At 63.4% G+C, this 15,147-nt stretch carries 14 protein-coding genes; 8 read left to right on the top strand and 6 right to left on the bottom strand.

Annotated features, from left to right (window positions below):
- The first annotated feature begins 3 nt into the window (after nt 1–3).
- On the top strand, nt 4–906 hold the full coding sequence (gene pbpG, locus C7A17_RS10070; RefSeq protein ID WP_106737901.1) for a D-alanyl-D-alanine endopeptidase: 903 nt from the start codon (nt 4–6) through the stop codon (nt 904–906).
- Between the two features lie 425 nt (nt 907–1,331).
- Here pbpG and C7A17_RS10065 read toward each other — a convergent pair whose 3' ends face one another.
- Nucleotides 1,332–2,225 (bottom strand): LysR substrate-binding domain-containing protein, encoded by an 894-nt coding sequence (locus C7A17_RS10065; RefSeq protein WP_106737900.1) that lies wholly within the window; start codon nt 2,223–2,225, stop codon nt 1,332–1,334.
- Between the two features lie 148 nt (nt 2,226–2,373).
- Here C7A17_RS10065 and dkgB point away from each other — a divergent pair, with 148 nt between their 5' ends.
- A complete protein-coding gene (dkgB, locus tag C7A17_RS10060) occupies nt 2,374–3,177 on the top strand; it encodes a 2,5-didehydrogluconate reductase DkgB (RefSeq protein WP_106737899.1) in 804 nt (267 codons plus the stop codon).
- Between the two features lie 111 nt (nt 3,178–3,288).
- Here the strand turns inward: dkgB and C7A17_RS10055 are convergent, their stop codons facing one another.
- Together C7A17_RS10055 and C7A17_RS10050 are read right to left on the bottom strand one after the other, a co-directional pair.
- Nucleotides 3,289–4,032 (bottom strand): SDR family oxidoreductase, encoded by a 744-nt coding sequence (locus C7A17_RS10055; RefSeq protein WP_106737898.1) that lies wholly within the window; start codon nt 4,030–4,032, stop codon nt 3,289–3,291.
- Between the two features lie 38 nt (nt 4,033–4,070).
- A complete protein-coding gene (locus C7A17_RS10050; protein WP_106737897.1) occupies nt 4,071–5,546 on the bottom strand; it encodes a DASS family sodium-coupled anion symporter in 1,476 nt (491 codons plus the stop codon).
- 454 nt (nt 5,547–6,000) lie between these two features.
- On the opposite strand from C7A17_RS10050, the gene C7A17_RS10045 reads away from it, so the two are divergent.
- On the top strand, nt 6,001–7,731 hold the full coding sequence (locus C7A17_RS10045) for a cation:proton antiporter domain-containing protein (RefSeq protein ID WP_106737896.1): 1,731 nt from the start codon (nt 6,001–6,003) through the stop codon (nt 7,729–7,731).
- Between the two features lie 213 nt (nt 7,732–7,944).
- Complete coding sequence (locus tag C7A17_RS10040; RefSeq protein WP_106737895.1) at nt 7,945–8,343, top strand: hypothetical protein; 399 nt, start codon at nt 7,945–7,947, stop codon at nt 8,341–8,343.
- A 78-nt stretch (nt 8,344–8,421) separates the two neighbouring features.
- On the opposite strand, the gene C7A17_RS10035 is transcribed toward C7A17_RS10040, so the two are convergent.
- A complete protein-coding gene (locus C7A17_RS10035; protein ID WP_199796413.1) occupies nt 8,422–8,871 on the bottom strand; it encodes a GNAT family N-acetyltransferase in 450 nt (149 codons plus the stop codon).
- Between the two features lie 210 nt (nt 8,872–9,081).
- On the opposite strand from C7A17_RS10035, the gene C7A17_RS10030 reads away from it, so the two are divergent.
- Nucleotides 9,082–10,548, top strand: a complete 1,467-nt coding sequence (locus C7A17_RS10030) for an alanine/glycine:cation symporter family protein (protein ID WP_106737894.1) — start codon at nt 9,082–9,084, stop codon at nt 10,546–10,548.
- A 73-nt stretch (nt 10,549–10,621) separates the two neighbouring features.
- Here the strand turns inward: C7A17_RS10030 and trpA are convergent, their stop codons facing one another.
- Nucleotides 10,622–11,431, bottom strand: coding sequence for a tryptophan synthase subunit alpha (trpA, locus tag C7A17_RS10025; protein WP_106737893.1), 810 nt, complete (start codon nt 11,429–11,431; stop codon nt 10,622–10,624).
- Entirely contained in the window at nt 11,428–12,642 is a 1,215-nt protein-coding gene (gene trpB / locus C7A17_RS10020; protein ID WP_106737892.1) for a tryptophan synthase subunit beta, read from the bottom strand. The genes trpA and trpB overlap by 4 nt, the downstream gene beginning before the upstream one ends.
- Before the next feature lie 344 nt (nt 12,643–12,986).
- Here trpB and C7A17_RS10015 point away from each other — a divergent pair, with 344 nt between their 5' ends.
- From C7A17_RS10015 to C7A17_RS10005, 3 genes are read left to right on the top strand one after another with little or no spacing between them, the layout of a single operon-like run.
- Nucleotides 12,987–13,832, top strand: a complete 846-nt coding sequence (locus C7A17_RS10015) for a transporter substrate-binding domain-containing protein (protein WP_106737891.1) — start codon at nt 12,987–12,989, stop codon at nt 13,830–13,832.
- A gap of 10 nt (nt 13,833–13,842) precedes the next feature.
- A complete protein-coding gene (locus C7A17_RS10010) occupies nt 13,843–14,499 on the top strand; it encodes an amino acid ABC transporter permease (RefSeq protein ID WP_074938752.1) in 657 nt (218 codons plus the stop codon).
- A gap of 11 nt (nt 14,500–14,510) precedes the next feature.
- Nucleotides 14,511–15,146 (top strand): amino acid ABC transporter permease, encoded by a 636-nt coding sequence (locus tag C7A17_RS10005; protein ID WP_234035902.1) that lies wholly within the window; start codon nt 14,511–14,513, stop codon nt 15,144–15,146.
- The last annotated feature ends 1 nt before the right edge of the window (nt 15,147 follow it).

The raw sequence follows: 15,147 nt of genomic DNA, 5'->3' as shown, positions 1-15,147 counted from the left end.
ACCGTGAAACTCCGTCATTCGATTTTGGGTTTGCTGCTGTGCAGCAGCCTTGTTGTTTCGAACCTCCAGGCCGCGCCGGCCCAGCCAAAGCAGGAGCTGGCCGCCGGTAGCGCATTGCTGATCGATCTGAAAACTGGCCAGGAGCTCTATTCCAGTAATCCGGATCTACGCCTGCCGGTCGCTTCGGTCACCAAGCTGATGACCGCCATGGTAGTGCTCGACGCCAAGCTGCCACTGGACGAGGTACTGCCGATCACCATCCGCGATACCCAGGAAATGCAGGGCGTGTTCTCTCGTGTGCGAGTGGGCAGCGAGATCACGCGCCGCGAGATGCTGCACCTGGCACTGATGTCCTCGGAAAACCGCGCCGCCGCCAGCCTCGCCCACCACTACCCAGGTGGCCACTCGGCCTTCGTCGCGGCCATGAACGCCAAGGCCAAGGCGCTGGGTATGCGCAACAGCCACTTCGTTGAGCCGACCGGTCTGTCGGAGCAGAACGTCGCCACCGCGCGTGATCTGGCGATGATGGTCAAGGCCGCCAGCCAGTACCCGTTGATCCACCAGTTCAGCACCGACTCGGAAGCCACCGTGGCCTTCCGCAAACCCAACTACACCCTGGGCTTTCGCAACACCAATGCCCTGGTGCGCAAGGCGGACTGGAACATCAACCTGAGCAAGACCGGCTTCACCAATGCCGCTGGTCGCTGCCTGGTGATGGCTACCACCATCGCCAACCGCCCGGTGGCGTTCGTCGTGCTCGGCGCCTTCGGCAAGTACACCCACATGGCTGACGCCAACCGCCTCAAGCGCTGGATGGAGACCGGCAAGGTCACCCCGGTGCCAGCCGCCGCGCTCAGCTACAAGCAGCAGAAGCTCGCCGAGTGGAGCATGCAGGCCGCGCAGTGATCCGCTGCTGACGATAAAGGGCGACTCAATGAGTCGCCTTTTTCTTTGTGCCTTAGAGCCTGTTTACGATCTCGCAAGCTAGAGCGATACAACACCGATGGCGGCCCCGCAAAAACAAGCGAGGAGTGGTCGGAGTCGCGCTCGACTTTACGGGTGGTAAATGAGCATGACTCGCTTCGCTCGCCCCTTCGGGGCCGCACTGAAGTGCGTTAGCCGCAAGCGGCTTTCCGAGCTTGTTTTTAACGCAGTAGCGCCGACGCGCAGCAGATCGTAAACAGGTTCTTAGAGCCTGTTCAAAGTCTCGCGAGCTAGAGCCAGGGAAGGCGAAATCGAGCGAAGAAGCGCAGTTTACGAGATGTAAATGAGCATTCTGAGCTTGATTTCAACGCTGCATGGCCGACGCGCAGCAGACTTTGAACACGCTCTTAGGCCGGGCAGCCCAGACGCTCGCTTAGGTAATCGAGGAAACAGGTGATGCGTGAGGCCAGTGCGGTGTTGCGGTAGTACACCGCATTGACCGGTTGGCGCACCTCCACGCGTTGTTCAGCCAGCACTTCTACCAGTGCACCGCTGGCGCGGGCGGCATCGGTCATGAAGTCCGACAAGCACACCAGGCCTTCCCCGATCAGCGCCAGTTCGAGCATGGTGTCGCCGCTGGAGGCGCGCAGGCTTGGGGTGATGCGCCAGCGTTCGCCGAGGGCGTGGCGCAGCGGCCATTCGTTGAGACTGTCCGGCTCGGTGAAGCCGATCAGGCTGTGCTGCGAGAGGTCTTCGGTACGTGTCGGTGCGCCATGGCGCGCCAGATACGCGGGGCTGGCCAGCACGCGGCGGCGGCTATGGCACAACGGCCGGGCATGCAGGCTGGAGTCCGGCAGGTGGCCGATGCGAATGGCCAGGTCGGTACGTCGTTCCAGCAGGTCGATGATGCGGTCATCACTGTTCAATTCCAGCTCGATCTGGGGGTAACGTGCACGAAAGTCGCCGATCAGCGGCACGATCACATGCAGCATGAACGGCGAGGCAGTATTGATGCGCAGGCGCCCGGCCGGTGCCTGGCGCCGTAGTGTCATCTGCTCCTCGGCCTCCTCTACGCTGGCCAGAATACGCCGCGCCTGGGTCAGGAATACCTCGCCCTCCTCGGTCAGCTCCAGGCGCCGCGTGGTTCGGCGCAGCAGGGTAACCGCGAGTTTTTCCTCCAGGCGACTCAGTGCACGGCTGACGCCGGAAGCGGTCTGATCCAGTTGCTCGGCGGCGGCGCTGATGGAGCCGCTGTCGACCACGCTGACGAAGGCGAGCATTTCTTCCAGGCTGATCTTCATTGTTGATCTTCAGTCAAAGGTGTTTGCTGGGCTATCGGCTTTTTCCGCATGAGTCTGGCCCGGATACTGCGCGTCATCAACTGCCTTCGGGCCTGTCCGTGACCACGGGGCCGCTGGCGCGCCTCGGACATCGATCAAGGAGATCTGCATGAAATTCATTCCCCCTTTCGGCCTGGGTACTTTCCGTCTCAAGGATCAGGTTGCCATCGACTCGGTGCGCACGGGGCTGGAGTTGGGCTACCGGCATATCGACACCGCGCAGATCTACGGCAACGAGGCCGCGGTTGGCCAGGCCATCGCTGCTAGCAGCGTGGCGCGTGATGAGTTGTTCGTCACCACCAAGATCTGGACTGAAAACCTCGGCAGCGGCCGGGTACTTGCCAGCCTGCAGGAGAGCCTGCAGCGCCTGGGTCTGGAACGGGTCGACCTGACGTTGATCCACTGGCCGTCGCCGAACGATGAAATCCCCGTGGCGCAGTATCTGGGCGAGCTGCTGGAGGCCAAGCGCCAGGGGCTGACGGCAGCGATTGGCGTGTCCAACTTCACCATTGCCCATCTACGGCAGGCCATCGATGCCGTGGGTGTCGACGAGATCGCCACCAACCAGGTGGAGATCCATCCGCTGCTGCAGAACCGCCAGTTGGTGGATTTCGCCCGTCAGCAGGGCATCCACCTGACTGCCTACATGCCGCTGGCCTACGGCAAGGTGCTGGCCGAGCCGGAGATCCAGCGTATCGCCGCCGCTCATGGCGTCAGCCCGGCGCAGGTGGCACTGGCCTGGTCGCTGCAGCAGGGTTATGCGGTGATTCCGTCCTCGACCAAACGCGAGAACCTGGCGGCCAACCTGGGCGCCGCCGAGCTGCGCCTGAGTGCCGACGACATGGCCGTCATCGCCACCCTGGAGCGTGGCGAGCGGGTCGCCAACCCCGGCTTCGCGCCCCGTTGGGATTGAGCCTGCGGAAAGTCGTCTGGCTTGTCAGCGGTACGCATGGCGCACCCTACCTCGCGCTAAACGCCTAGGGTGCGCCGTGCACAGCGGATACGAGGGGATATGGGGCGTGCTTTAGCGGCCGCCCGCGATATCGATCAGCGCGCCGGTGGTGTAGCTGGCCTTGTCATCGAGCAGCCAGACGATGGCTTCGGCGACCTCTTCGGCCCGTCCGGCGCGGCCTAGTGGTGTGGTCTTGCCCAGGCGCTCGGCGCGACCCGGTTGGCCGCCGCTAGCGTGGATTTCGGTGTCGATCAGCCCTGGCCTCACGGCGTTGACCCGCACGCCCTCGCCGCCCAGTTCCTTGGCCAGCCCGCGGGTCAGCACGTCCATTGCGCCTTTGGCGCCGGCATAGTCGACGTATTCGAATGGCGAGCCGAGGCTGGCGGCTACCGACGACACCAGCACCATCGAGCCCCCTTCGCCGCCACGACTGCGCGCCATGCGCCGGGCGCCTTCGCGGGCGGTGAGGTAGCTGCCCAGCACGTTGACGTCGAACATGCGTCGCAGGCGTTCGCCACTCATGTCCAGCAACGGCATGGGTGGGGCGACGATACCGGCGTTGACCACCAGACCGTGCAGGGTGCCGAGCTTGTCCATGGCTTCGAACAGGCGCTGCGCGTCGTCTTCGTTGGCCACGTCGCCCTGCAGGGCGACGGCCTGGCCGCCCGCCGCGAGAATCTGCTTCACCACTTCGTCGGCGGCGCTGCGGTCGCTTCGGTAATTCACGCCCACCGTCCAACCCTGGGTGGCGGCCAGCAGGGCGGTAGCGCGACCGATGCCACGGCTGGCACCGGTGATCAGCAGGTTCTTGCTCATTGGCATGCTCCTTGTCGTGAAGGCCCAAGAGTGCCTGTTCAGATCCAGCCTAGCCAGCGCCACCAGGTCAGCGCGAACACCAGCGTCAGGAGGTAGCCGACCAGCGTCAGCCAGATGCCGGTACGCAGGAACTGCCGTGCAGTGAAGGTTTCCGTGCCGATGCAGACCATGTTCTGCGGCGCGTTGATCGGCAGCAGGAAGCCGAAGCTAACCACGTAGCCGAGCAGCATGCTCATGCCCAGCGGGTTGATGTCGCCGCCCAGCTGCAGTAGCAGCGCGATCATGATCGGCAGCATGGCCGAGGTCAGCGCCGTGGCGCTGGCGAAACCCAGGTGGATGAGGATCAGGAACAGGCCGAGCACGGCGAACACCCAGAACGGTGACAGCCCTTCCATGCCGAGGTAGGTCACCAGCAGCCTGGCCAGCCAGGTGCCGGCGCCGGTGGCCAGCACTGCGCTGCCGAGGCTGATGCCGACGCCGAAGACGATCACCGTGCCCCATGGAATGCGCGGCTGCGCCTGTTTCCAGCTCATCACGCCGAGGCCGGGCATCAGCAGAACGGCAAGCCCCACCAGAGTAGTGGAGGCCGTATCGAAGCTGTGCAGCTTGCCTTCGGTGGCCCAGAAGCCGAGCAGGGTGAGGACGGTGATCAGCAGCTTGCGTTCGTCGAAGGTCATCGGGCCGAGCTCGGCGAGTGCCTTGCGCACCGCCTCCTTGCCGCCTTCGATACGGTCGGTCTCCGGCGGCATCACGCGCAGTATCACCCAGTACAGCACCGCCGACATCAGCAGGCTCCAGGGTGCGCCGGCGATCAGCCAGTCGGTCCAGGTCACCGATTCGCCGAGCAGCTTATGCATGAAACCGGCGGTGAGCAGGTTCTGCGCTGCCGAAGTCTGGATGCCGACGTTCCAGATGCTGGTGGCCTGGGCGACCAGGATCATGATGCCACCCGCGAAGGCCGAGCGTTTGTCGACGCCGAAGGCAGCAATCACCCCCATCATGATCGGCACCACGCAGGCCACTCGCGCGGTCGCGCTGGGCACGATGAAGCTGAGCAATATGGTCACCACGATGGCGCCCAGTAGCACGCGATGGGTGCTGGCGCCGACCTTAGACAGGGTCAGCAGGGCAATGCGCTTGTCCAGCCCGGTCTGGGTCATTGCGGCGGCGATGAACAATGCCGAGGCCACCAGTGCCAGTGCCGAATTGGCGAAGCCGCCGAGCGCCATGCTCAAGGCGTCCTTGGTGCCGATCAGCGTGTCCGGGTCGCTCAGCGTCGGCGCGCTGCCAAGGAGGAAGGCCATCAGCGCCAGAATCATGATGGCGCTGACTTCATAGCTGACCGATTCACTGATCCAGACGATCACGGCGAAAGCCAGGATCGCCAGCATGCGCTGTCCGGCGAGCGGCAGGCCGGCCTGCTCAGGCAGCAGGATGATGCCGACCAGCGCCAACAGGGCGAGCAACAGCCCCCATGGAACGCGTGGAGTACTGGTTTGTGCGATGACGGGCATGGCGTTTCTCCGGGAGACATCCAATGGTTGGAATCTAGTTCCCGGTGATCGCCGCGCCATTGAGGCAGGTCAGTCCGTGGCGATGTTGGGTGGCTTCATTTTGCGCACCTAATTGGTGCAATTTGCCTGTTCAATATGGTGCAAATTGCACCTGAAACGATCATTTTCGATAGTTGTGTGTCTGGATGTGGCACTTTGTGCGTCGCAGCCCAGGATAGGCGATGCTTGAGCCTGTCCCGGCATGTGCCGTACAGCCAACAGCCGCTCCACCCGCATTGGACAAGGGTGAGAAGATGGCTGGATTTTCTTGCGTCGCCTTATCTGGAGGCGCAATTTTTGCTAGAAAACCAAGGGTTTGTCTCATGTTCCGGGTTTGCCGGGGGCGTGCACAGTTTTCGACCGACCCATCCCCTCCGCTGCAGTTATCAGCCTGGGGCTGACCTAAGGAGCCGCGATGGAACACAACGTCTCACTCATCACAATGCTGGCAGGGGGCTTCGGCCTTGCGCTGATTTTCGGCTTCATCGCCGAGAAGATCCGCCTGCCAGCATTGGTCGGCTATCTGTTTGCCGGCATCATCATGGGCCCTGCCACTCCCGGTTTCGTGGCAGATATGGAACTGGCGCCGCAGCTGCTGGAAATCGGCGTGATGTTGCTGATGTTCGGTGTCGGCCTGCACTTTTCCCTCAAGGATCTGCTCGCGGTAAAAAAGATCGCCCTGCCCGGCGCCGTGGTACAGATGGGCCTGGCCACCGTGCTTGGACTGGGTGTCGCCAGTTGGTGGGGGTGGACCTTCGGTGAGAGCCTGCTGCTCGGTCTGTCGTTGTCCTGCGCCAGTACCGTGGTGCTGCTCAAGGCGCTGGAAACCCGTGGCATTCTCGATTCGATGAACGGCCGCATCGCCGTTGGCTGGCTGGTGGTCGAGGATCTCGCCACCGTGTTGGTGCTGGTACTGCTGCCGCCGTTGGCGGGTGTGCTGGGCGGCCACAGCCCAGCGGCCGGGGATGCCAGTTCACCGTTGTGGTACGTGCTGGGCGTGACCCTGCTGCAGGTCGCCGGTTTCATCGCGCTGATGCTGCTGGTGGGGCGCCGCGTATTGCCGTGGATGCTGATGCAGATCGCCAAGACCGGCTCACGCGAACTCTTCACTCTGTCCGTGGTGGCGGCTGCCATCGGTATCGCTTATGGGGCATCGGTGCTGTTCCATGTGTCGTTCGCCCTCGGCGCTTTCTTCGCCGGCACCGTGATGCGCGAATCGGATCTGTCGCACCGTGCCGCCGAAGAGTCGCTGCCGCTACGTGATGCCTTCTCCGTATTGTTCTTCGTTTCGGTGGGCATGCTGTTCGACCCGACCGTGCTGCTGGCCGAACCGCTGCGCGTGGTTGCGGTGGTGGCGATCATCATCATTGGCAAGGGCCTGGCGGCCGTGTTCCTGGTATTGGCCTTCCGCTACCCGTTGAATACGGCGCTGACTGTGGCCGCGAGTCTGGCGCAGATCGGCGAGTTCTCCTTCATCCTCGCCGGTCTCGGCATGGCCCTGGGGCTCTTGCCGCAGGAGGGTATGAGCCTGGTGCTGGCCGGTGCGCTGATTTCCATCGCGCTCAATCCGCTGGTGTTCGGCATGATCCAGCCGTTCAAGGCGCTGGTGCTCAAGCGCTCGGCCCTGGCTCGACGCCTGGAGCATCGTGCCGACCCGCTGGCCGTGCTGCCGATGAGCACCGAGAAGAAATTCCTCGAAGGTCAGGTGGTGGTGGTCGGCTACGGTCGCGTGGGTCGGCGCATCGTCAAGGCGCTGGGCGAACGGCACATCCCGTTCGTGGTGGTCGAGCAGAATCGCGAGCGCGTCGAGCAGATTCGTGCCGAAGGCCTGGCGGCGGTCAGCGGTGACTCCGGTGATCCGGGCACGCTGATCCAGGCGCACATCGCCAAGGCCTCGATGCTGGTCATCGCCACGCCGGATCCGATGAACGTGCAGCGCATGGTGGAAATCGCCCGCACGCTCAACCCGGACATCGAAGTGGTGATCCGTACCCACAGCCCGGATGCCGTGCAGATCTTCCGTCGTGACGGTATCGGCGAGGTGTTCTTCGACGAGGAAGAACTGGCTCGCGGGATGAAGAATCACATCCTGTCCAAGTTCGCCCCAGCCGAAGCCGAGAGCCACAAACCGGCTCACGGTCACTGACAGCCGGGATGACCCAAGCCGCTGGCGGAGCGATTCGCCAGCGGCTTTTTTGTGCCGATTTCTTTTGTCGAAAACCCCGCAGTAGAGCGCTGCCAGGTTGGTGAGGCATGCCACAAATCGGGCCGTGTACAACGCAGGGCGGACATGCTGCGGTACTATCGGCGCCCCTCGCGTTCGCCAGCGAGCGCATCCTGACCCGATAAGGAGATCACCATGAAAGAACTGCTGTTCGTATCCCTGGCCGTTGCCCTATCCAGCGCTAGCGCTTTTGCCGCCTCGGTCGACAAAGACCAGCTCGTCGGTATCTGGGCCATGAAACCATTGAACAACGGCATCGCCAACGTGGTGGAGTTCACCGCTGACGGCAAGAGCAACCTGCACCCCTTCAATTGCGAAGAGCCAAGCCCAAGCCAGCCGGAAGTGGAAGTCTCCGACTACCGCATCAGCGAGGACGGAAAGACCATCCAGATCACCTCGCCCTACCAGAGCTTCGACCTGCAGGTGCTGAGCTTCGCGCCGGCCACCATGCAGCTGGGTATGGAGATCGAAGGCCATCAACTGCAGTTCTCCTACCTCAAGCGCGACAAGATCGAGTCGCTCTGCGCGCAGTGATCCTCGCCTGATCACCAACCTCTCGAACGCTGCAAGCAGTTGCTCAGGCGTGCCGCTACCAACGAATGAGGACGAGCTTCACCCGCTGAGCGTGATGGTCATGGGCTGGTAGACCAGCCCATCGTACTCGCCGATCTCGCCCGCCCGGTTGAAGCCATAGCGCTCGTAGGCGGCAACCGAGGTCAGCGAGGCACTGACCGTGACCACCTCGCTACGCGCGTGCGCCAAGGCTGCCGCGACCAGTTGCCGGCCAACGCCCCTGCTCTGCTGTTGCGGGTCGACGAAGAGCATGGCCACATGACGGCCCTCCTTCAGCTCGATGACGCCCAGCACCTGATTCTCCTGGACGAACACCAGCATCAGGTTGTCGCCAGCCATGCGTTTGGCAAAGCTGTCAGCGGCCGCTATCTGGGTAAAGGGCGCCACGCCCTGCGGCGACAACGACGGTGCCACCGCTGTCATGAACGCAGAGATGCACAGCGCACTGACGGCCTCGAGATCGCTTTCGACCAGCTTGCGTATGCTCATGTCAGTTGCCTGCTCCTGATATGCCGAGGCGGCTGATGGTGGTGCCGGGTTGATGCACTTCTCGGAACCATCGCATAAGTGCCAACCCTAAGCACTATCCTCGCTGGCAAAAGGAACAAGACTGCCGGCTACGGAGTCGGGTTTGGGGTTTCGGGGCGCTTTGCCCTATCCTCGCGCCCCTTTCGAAAACGCGACCATAGGACGATACCCGTGTCTGCACTTCTCGAAGCCTTTTCCGGCTGGCTCTGGAGCTACCTCGCCATTCCCATGCTGCTGCTCAGCGGGGTGTACCTGACCTATATCTGCCGGGGTGTGCAGATTCGCCTGATCCCGGAGATGTTCAGGGTCATCACCGAGCACAATCACGGTGACAAGGAGGCGATCTCCTCGTTCAAGGCCTTCACCATCTCCGCCGCCTCACGGGTCGGCACCGGCAATATCGCCGGGGTGGCCACGGCGATCGCCCTGGGCGGGCCGGGTGCGGTGTTCTGGATGTGGATGGTGGCGCTGGTCGGTGGCGCGACCTCCTTCGTCGAGTCGACTCTGGGCCAGTTGTACAAGTCCGAGAAGCAGTACCGTTACCACGGTGGGCCGGCCTACTACATCCAGCGCGCGCTGGGTTGGCGCTGGCTGGCAGTGGTGTTCGCGGTGATGATCAGCATCACCTACGGCCTGGTCTTCAATTCGGTGCAGGCCAACTCCATCGTCGATGCCATGCAGACTTCCTTCGGGGGCGAAGGCGGCAGCGAGACGCTGGCCTGGGGTGTCGGCATAGCACTGACGATTCTCACCGGCCTGATCATCTTCGGCGGCGTACAGACCATCTCCAAGGTGTCGGTGACCGTGGTGCCGGTGATGGCCGTGCTGTACCTGGGCATCGGCGCGCTGGTCATTCTGCTCAACCTCGACCGTGTGCCGGCGATGTTCGGCGAGATCTTCGCGCATGCCTTCGGCCTTCGTGAAATCGCCAGTGGCGGGGTCGGTGCGGCGATCATGATGGGCGTACGGCGTGGCCTGTTCTCCAACGAAGCCGGCATGGGTTCGGTGCCCAATGCCAGCGCCACGGCCTCCGTCTCGCACCCGGTCAAGCAAGGCCTGGTGCAGACCCTTGGGGTGTATTTCGACACGCTGGTGATCTGCACCATGACGGCAGTGATCATCCTGCTGGCCGACCCCAGCCACGCCTATGGCGACCAGACCCTCGGCGCCAGCCTCACGCAATGGGCGCTGGCCGAGCAACTGGGCAACTGGGCGATCCACTTCCTGACCTTCGCCATCCTGCTGTTTGCCTTCACCTCGGTGATCGGTAACTACTACTACGGTGAGTCGAACATCCAGTACATGTTCGGCGGCAAGCTGTGGTTGCAGCTGTTCCGTGTGCTGGTGCTGGCCTTCGTGCTGATCGGCTCGGTGGCCAAGGTCTCGGTGGTATGGGCCATGGCGGATGTATTCATGCCGTTGCTGGCGCTGACCAACCTGATCGCTATCCTGCCGCTGGCCGGTATCGTCGCGCGGCTGCTCAAGCATTACCGGGATCAGCGACGCCAGGGCGTGGAGCCGGTGTTCCACCGTGACGACATGCCGGATCTGAAGAACATCGAATGCTGGGACGGCACTGATCACGTCACCCGCGCCGAGACCTACGGCGATGCGGCGCTGAGGGCACTGAAGAACTGAGCGAAGAAGCGTTCGGGCATAAAAAAACCGCTGCTGTCGCAGCGGTTTTTCTTTCTGGGTCGAGGTGTGGCGATCAGCGACGGGCGCTGCGCACTCCTTCAGCCAGCTCACGGCACAGGCCAAGCACGCCCTCGATGGCCTGCTGCGGGCTTTTCGCCTCGGCGATCTTGTCGATCAGCGCCGAGCCGACCACCGCGCCCTCGGCGCGCTTGGCCACTTCGGCGGCGTGCTGCGGGGTGCGGATGCCGAAGCCGATGCACACGGGTAGAGCGGTGTGGCGACGCAGACGTGTCACGGCTTCCTCGACGTGATCCATGGTCGCTGCACCGGCGCCGGTAACGCCGGCCACCGATACGTAGTAGACGAAGCCGGAGCTGCCGGCCAGCACGGTCGGCAGGCGGTCGTCGTCGGTGGTCGGGGTGGTCAGGCGGATGAAGTCGATGCCGGCGCTCTGCGCCGGTTCGCACAGCTCGTCGTTGTGCTCCGGCGGCAGGTCGACCACGATCAGGCCATCGACGCCGGCCTCTTTGGCGTCATTGATGAAACGCTCGACGCCGTAGACGAAGATCGGGTTGTAGTAGCCCATCAGCACCAGCGGCGTGCTCTGGTCGCCAGCGCGGAATTCACGAACCATCTGCAGCGTCTGCTGCATGCCCTGCTTGCCGGCCAGTGCGCGGATGTTGGCGAGCTGGATGGCTGGGCCGTCGGCCATCGGGTCGGTGAACGGCATGCCCAGCTCGATCACGTCGGCGCCGGCGTCCGGCAGGCCCTTGAGGATGCTCAGCGAGGTGGCGTAGTCGGGATCACCGGCGGTGACGAAGGTGACCAGCGCGGCGCGGTTTTCCGCTTTCAGTTCGGCGAAACGGTTCTGCAGGCGGCTCATGCGTGCTTCTCCTGGTTGTCCTGCATGTGGTGCATCACGGTCTGCATGTCCTTGTCGCCACGACCGGACAGGTTGATCACCATCAGGTGATCCTTGGGCAGCTTGGGTGCACGTTTGAAGGCTTCGGCCAGCGCGTGGGCGCTTTCCAGGGCCGGGATGATGCCTTCCAGGCGGCAGCAGTGGTGGAAGGCTTCGAGGGCTTCGTCATCGCTGATCGGCACGTATTCGACGCGCTTGATCTCGTGCAACCAGGCGTGTTCCGGGCCGACGCCGGGGTAGTCGAGGCCGGCGGAAATCGAGTGGGCATCGGTGATCTGGCCGTCCTCGTCCTGCAGCAGGAAGGTGCGGTTGCCGTGCAGCACACCCGGCGCGCCGCCAGCCATGCTCGCCGCATGCTTGCCGGTGTCGATGCCGTGGCCGGCCGCCTCGACGCCGACGATCTGCACGCCGCTATCGTCGAGGAAGGGGTGGAACAGGCCGATGGCGTTGGAGCCGCCGCCGATGCAGGCCACCAGCGAGTCGGGCAGGCGCCCTTCCTTCTCGAGGATCTGCTCGCGCACTTCGTTGCCGATCACCGACTGGAAGTCACGCACCATGGCCGGGTAAGGGTGCGGGCCGGCTGCGGTGCCGATCAGGTAGAAGGTGTTGTGGACGTTGGTCACCCAGTCGCGCAGGGCCTCGTTCATGGCGTCCTTGAGGGTACCGGTGCCGGCAGTGACCGGGATCACCTCGGCGCCGAGCAGTTTCATGCGGAAGACGTTGGCCTGCTGGCGGTCGATGTCGGTGGTGCCCATGTACACCACGCACTGCATGCCGAAGCGCGCGGCCACGGTGGCGGTGGCCACGCCGTGCATGCCAGCGCCGGTCTCGGCGATGATGCGCTGCTTGCCCATGCGCTTGGCCAGCAGGATCTGGCCGATGCAGTTGTTGATCTTGTGCGCACCGGTGTGGTTCAGGTCTTCGCGCTTGAGGTAGATCTTCGCCCCGCCGAAGTGTTCGGAGAGGCGCTCGGCGTAGTACAGCGGGCTGGCGCGGCCGATGTAATCGCGCTGGAAGTAGGCCAGTTCTTCGAGGAAGGCCGGATCGTTCTTGGCCTTCTCGTATTCGGCGGCCAGCGAGTTGATCAGCGGCATCAGGGTTTCGGCGACGAACTGGCCGCCGAAGCGACCGAACAGGCCGCGAGTGTCGGGGCCGGTGCGAAATGAGGTCATGGCGTGCTCCTGAGGTTGGATGGGCTGGCCGTCGGTTGACGGACAAGGCCGAAGCGTCTGTCGATGGCCGCAGACTAACGCCGCGGGGGGCGTGAGAAAAGCGATAGCTTCGCTCTGACCTGTGAGGAAATATCACGAATTGATGCTGCAGCCGATTGGCGGTGGCGCGCACCATGGCAGTCCACGCATGCACTCATTTGCTCGCCGATGGTGCGCAATGACCCTCCCGTGCTGTGCATTTCTTGCGTCTGGCGGCCTTTTGAAGGGTTGGCATGCTTCATGCCTTTGTAACTTCATTCAAGTTGCTTGAATAAATATCCATCTCTTCAAGAAGAGGCCTCGCCATGCATCGCCGTGCCGTGAAAAACCTGACATTCGCCTTGGCCACCCTGCTTGCCAGCTCCCTGGCCCAGGCCGATGACCTGCTGCAACGCATCCAGCAGGCCAAACAGATCACCATCGCCACCGAAGCCCGCTTCGCACCGTTCGAGTCGGTGGAGAACGGCAAGATCGTCGGTTATGGCGTCGATCTGATGAACTACGTGCTCAAGGATCTGCCCGACGTCAAGGTCAAGCAACTGGATCTGCCCTTCCAGGGCATTCTGCCGGGCCTGGATACCGGCAAGTTCGATTTCGTGGTCACCTCGGTCACGGTGAACAAGGCGCGCTTCGATCAGTTCGCCTTCACCGCCCCGATTGCAGAGTCCACCGTGGCGCTGCTCAAGCGTGCCGACGATGCTTCGGTCAGCAGCCTGAGCGACCTCAATGGCAAGATCGTCGGTTCGCAGAGCGGGTCCGGCCAGCTGCAGGTATTGATGGCCTATGACGCCAAGCTCAAGGCCGAAGGTCAGCCGGGCCTCAGAGGTATTCGTGAGTACGTCAGCTTCGACGAAGCCTATGCAGACCTCGCGCTCGGCCGCCTGGATGGCGTGGCGCAGTCGCTGTCCAACCTGGGGCCGCTGATCAAGTCGCGCCCAGGCCTGTTCGTCACCCTGAATGAAATGCTTGGGCCGAAGACCTACTACGGCTGGGTCGGCCGCAAGGGCGAAGACAGCGCCAGCCTGGTCAAGCTGTTCAGCGAAGGGATCGGCCGCGCCAACCGCGACGGCACGATGAAGGCCCTGCAGGAAAAATGGTTCGGTTTCAGCATGGACGTGCCTGCTGACGCCATGCCTGAGCCGAGCATCTGAGTCGTCGCTGATGAATGATTTTGGCGCTCGCTTCGCACTCTACTGGCCAGCTTTGCTCGACGGCGCGCTGACTACCTTGTGGTTGTGTCTGGCCGGCATGCTGCTGGGCTTCGTGCTCGGTGTGCTGATCTATCTGCTGGGCAATAGCCGCAGCCGTGGCTGCGTGGCGTTCGCCAGGGTCTACGTCAGTTTCTTTCGTGGCACGCCGATGCTGGCGCAGCTGCTGTTGCTGTTCTATCTGCCCGCCGGGCTGGGGCTGGATGTTCCGGCGCTGGTCGCGGCAGGCCTGGCCTTGGCGATGAATACCGCGGCCTATCAGTCGCAGATTCTGCGCAGCGGTTTCGCCGCCATCCCGGCCGGGCAGCTGGAGGCCGCGGCGGTGTTCAGCATCAGCCGCTGGCGCATGTTGCTGCATATCCAGTTGCCGCAGGTGCTGCGTCTGACCCTGCCGGCGCTGATCTCCGAGCTGATCGACGTGATCAAGGTGTCGGCGGTGGTCTCGGTGATCTCCATCACCGACCTGATGCGGGTCAGCCAGCAGTTGGTGTCGCAGACCTACCGACCGCTTGAGGTCTACCTAGTCGCGGCGCTGTTCTACCTGGCGTTGACCAGCCTGCTGGCCCTGCTCGGGCGTGAGCTGGAACGACGCTGGCAGGCACGCAGCTGATGGAGAACTGGATGAACTACCTCCCCGATTTCGGTCAGGCGCTGCTGGTCACCCTGGGCATCAGCTTTGCCGGCGCAGCCTTCGGTCTGCTGTTGGGCTTCGTGCTCAATGCCCTGCGCCTGGCCGTGCCCGGTTTCATCGGCCTGTATCGGCTTTACGTCTGGCTGGTGCGCGGAACACCGTTCCTGGCCCAACTGCTGCTGATCTACTTTGGCCTGCCAGTGCTGGGCCTGACCCTCGATGCGGTGCAGGCCAGCATCCTTGCGCTGGGCCTGTACAGCGCGGCCTATTTCGCCGAACTGCTGCGCTCGGCCTGGGCCAGCGTGCCCAACGGGCAGCTGGAGGCGGCGCGCGTGCACGGCCTCAGTGGCGTGCAGACCTTCTGGCATATCCAGGCGCCGCAGGCCATGGCCTTCGCCCTGCCGCTGCTGGGCAACCAGGTGATCCTGACCATCAAGGAAAGCGCGGTGGCGTCGATCATCACCGTGCCGGAACTGACCATGACCGCCGGACAGATCGTGTCCAGCACCTTTTCCTATGTCGTGCCCTATGTGCTGCTGGTGCTTTCGTACTGGCTGCTGACGCTGCTGGTCGGTTTCGTTGCCGCCGGGCTTGGCCGGCGCGCCACGCGCTACCTGCGAGGATGAA

Origin of the sequence: Pseudomonas mendocina, assembly GCF_003008615.1 — a bacterium.
Taxonomy (GTDB): domain Bacteria; phylum Pseudomonadota; class Gammaproteobacteria; order Pseudomonadales; family Pseudomonadaceae; genus Aquipseudomonas; species Aquipseudomonas mendocina_C.
This window is presented reverse-complemented; position numbering and strand designations above follow the sequence as displayed.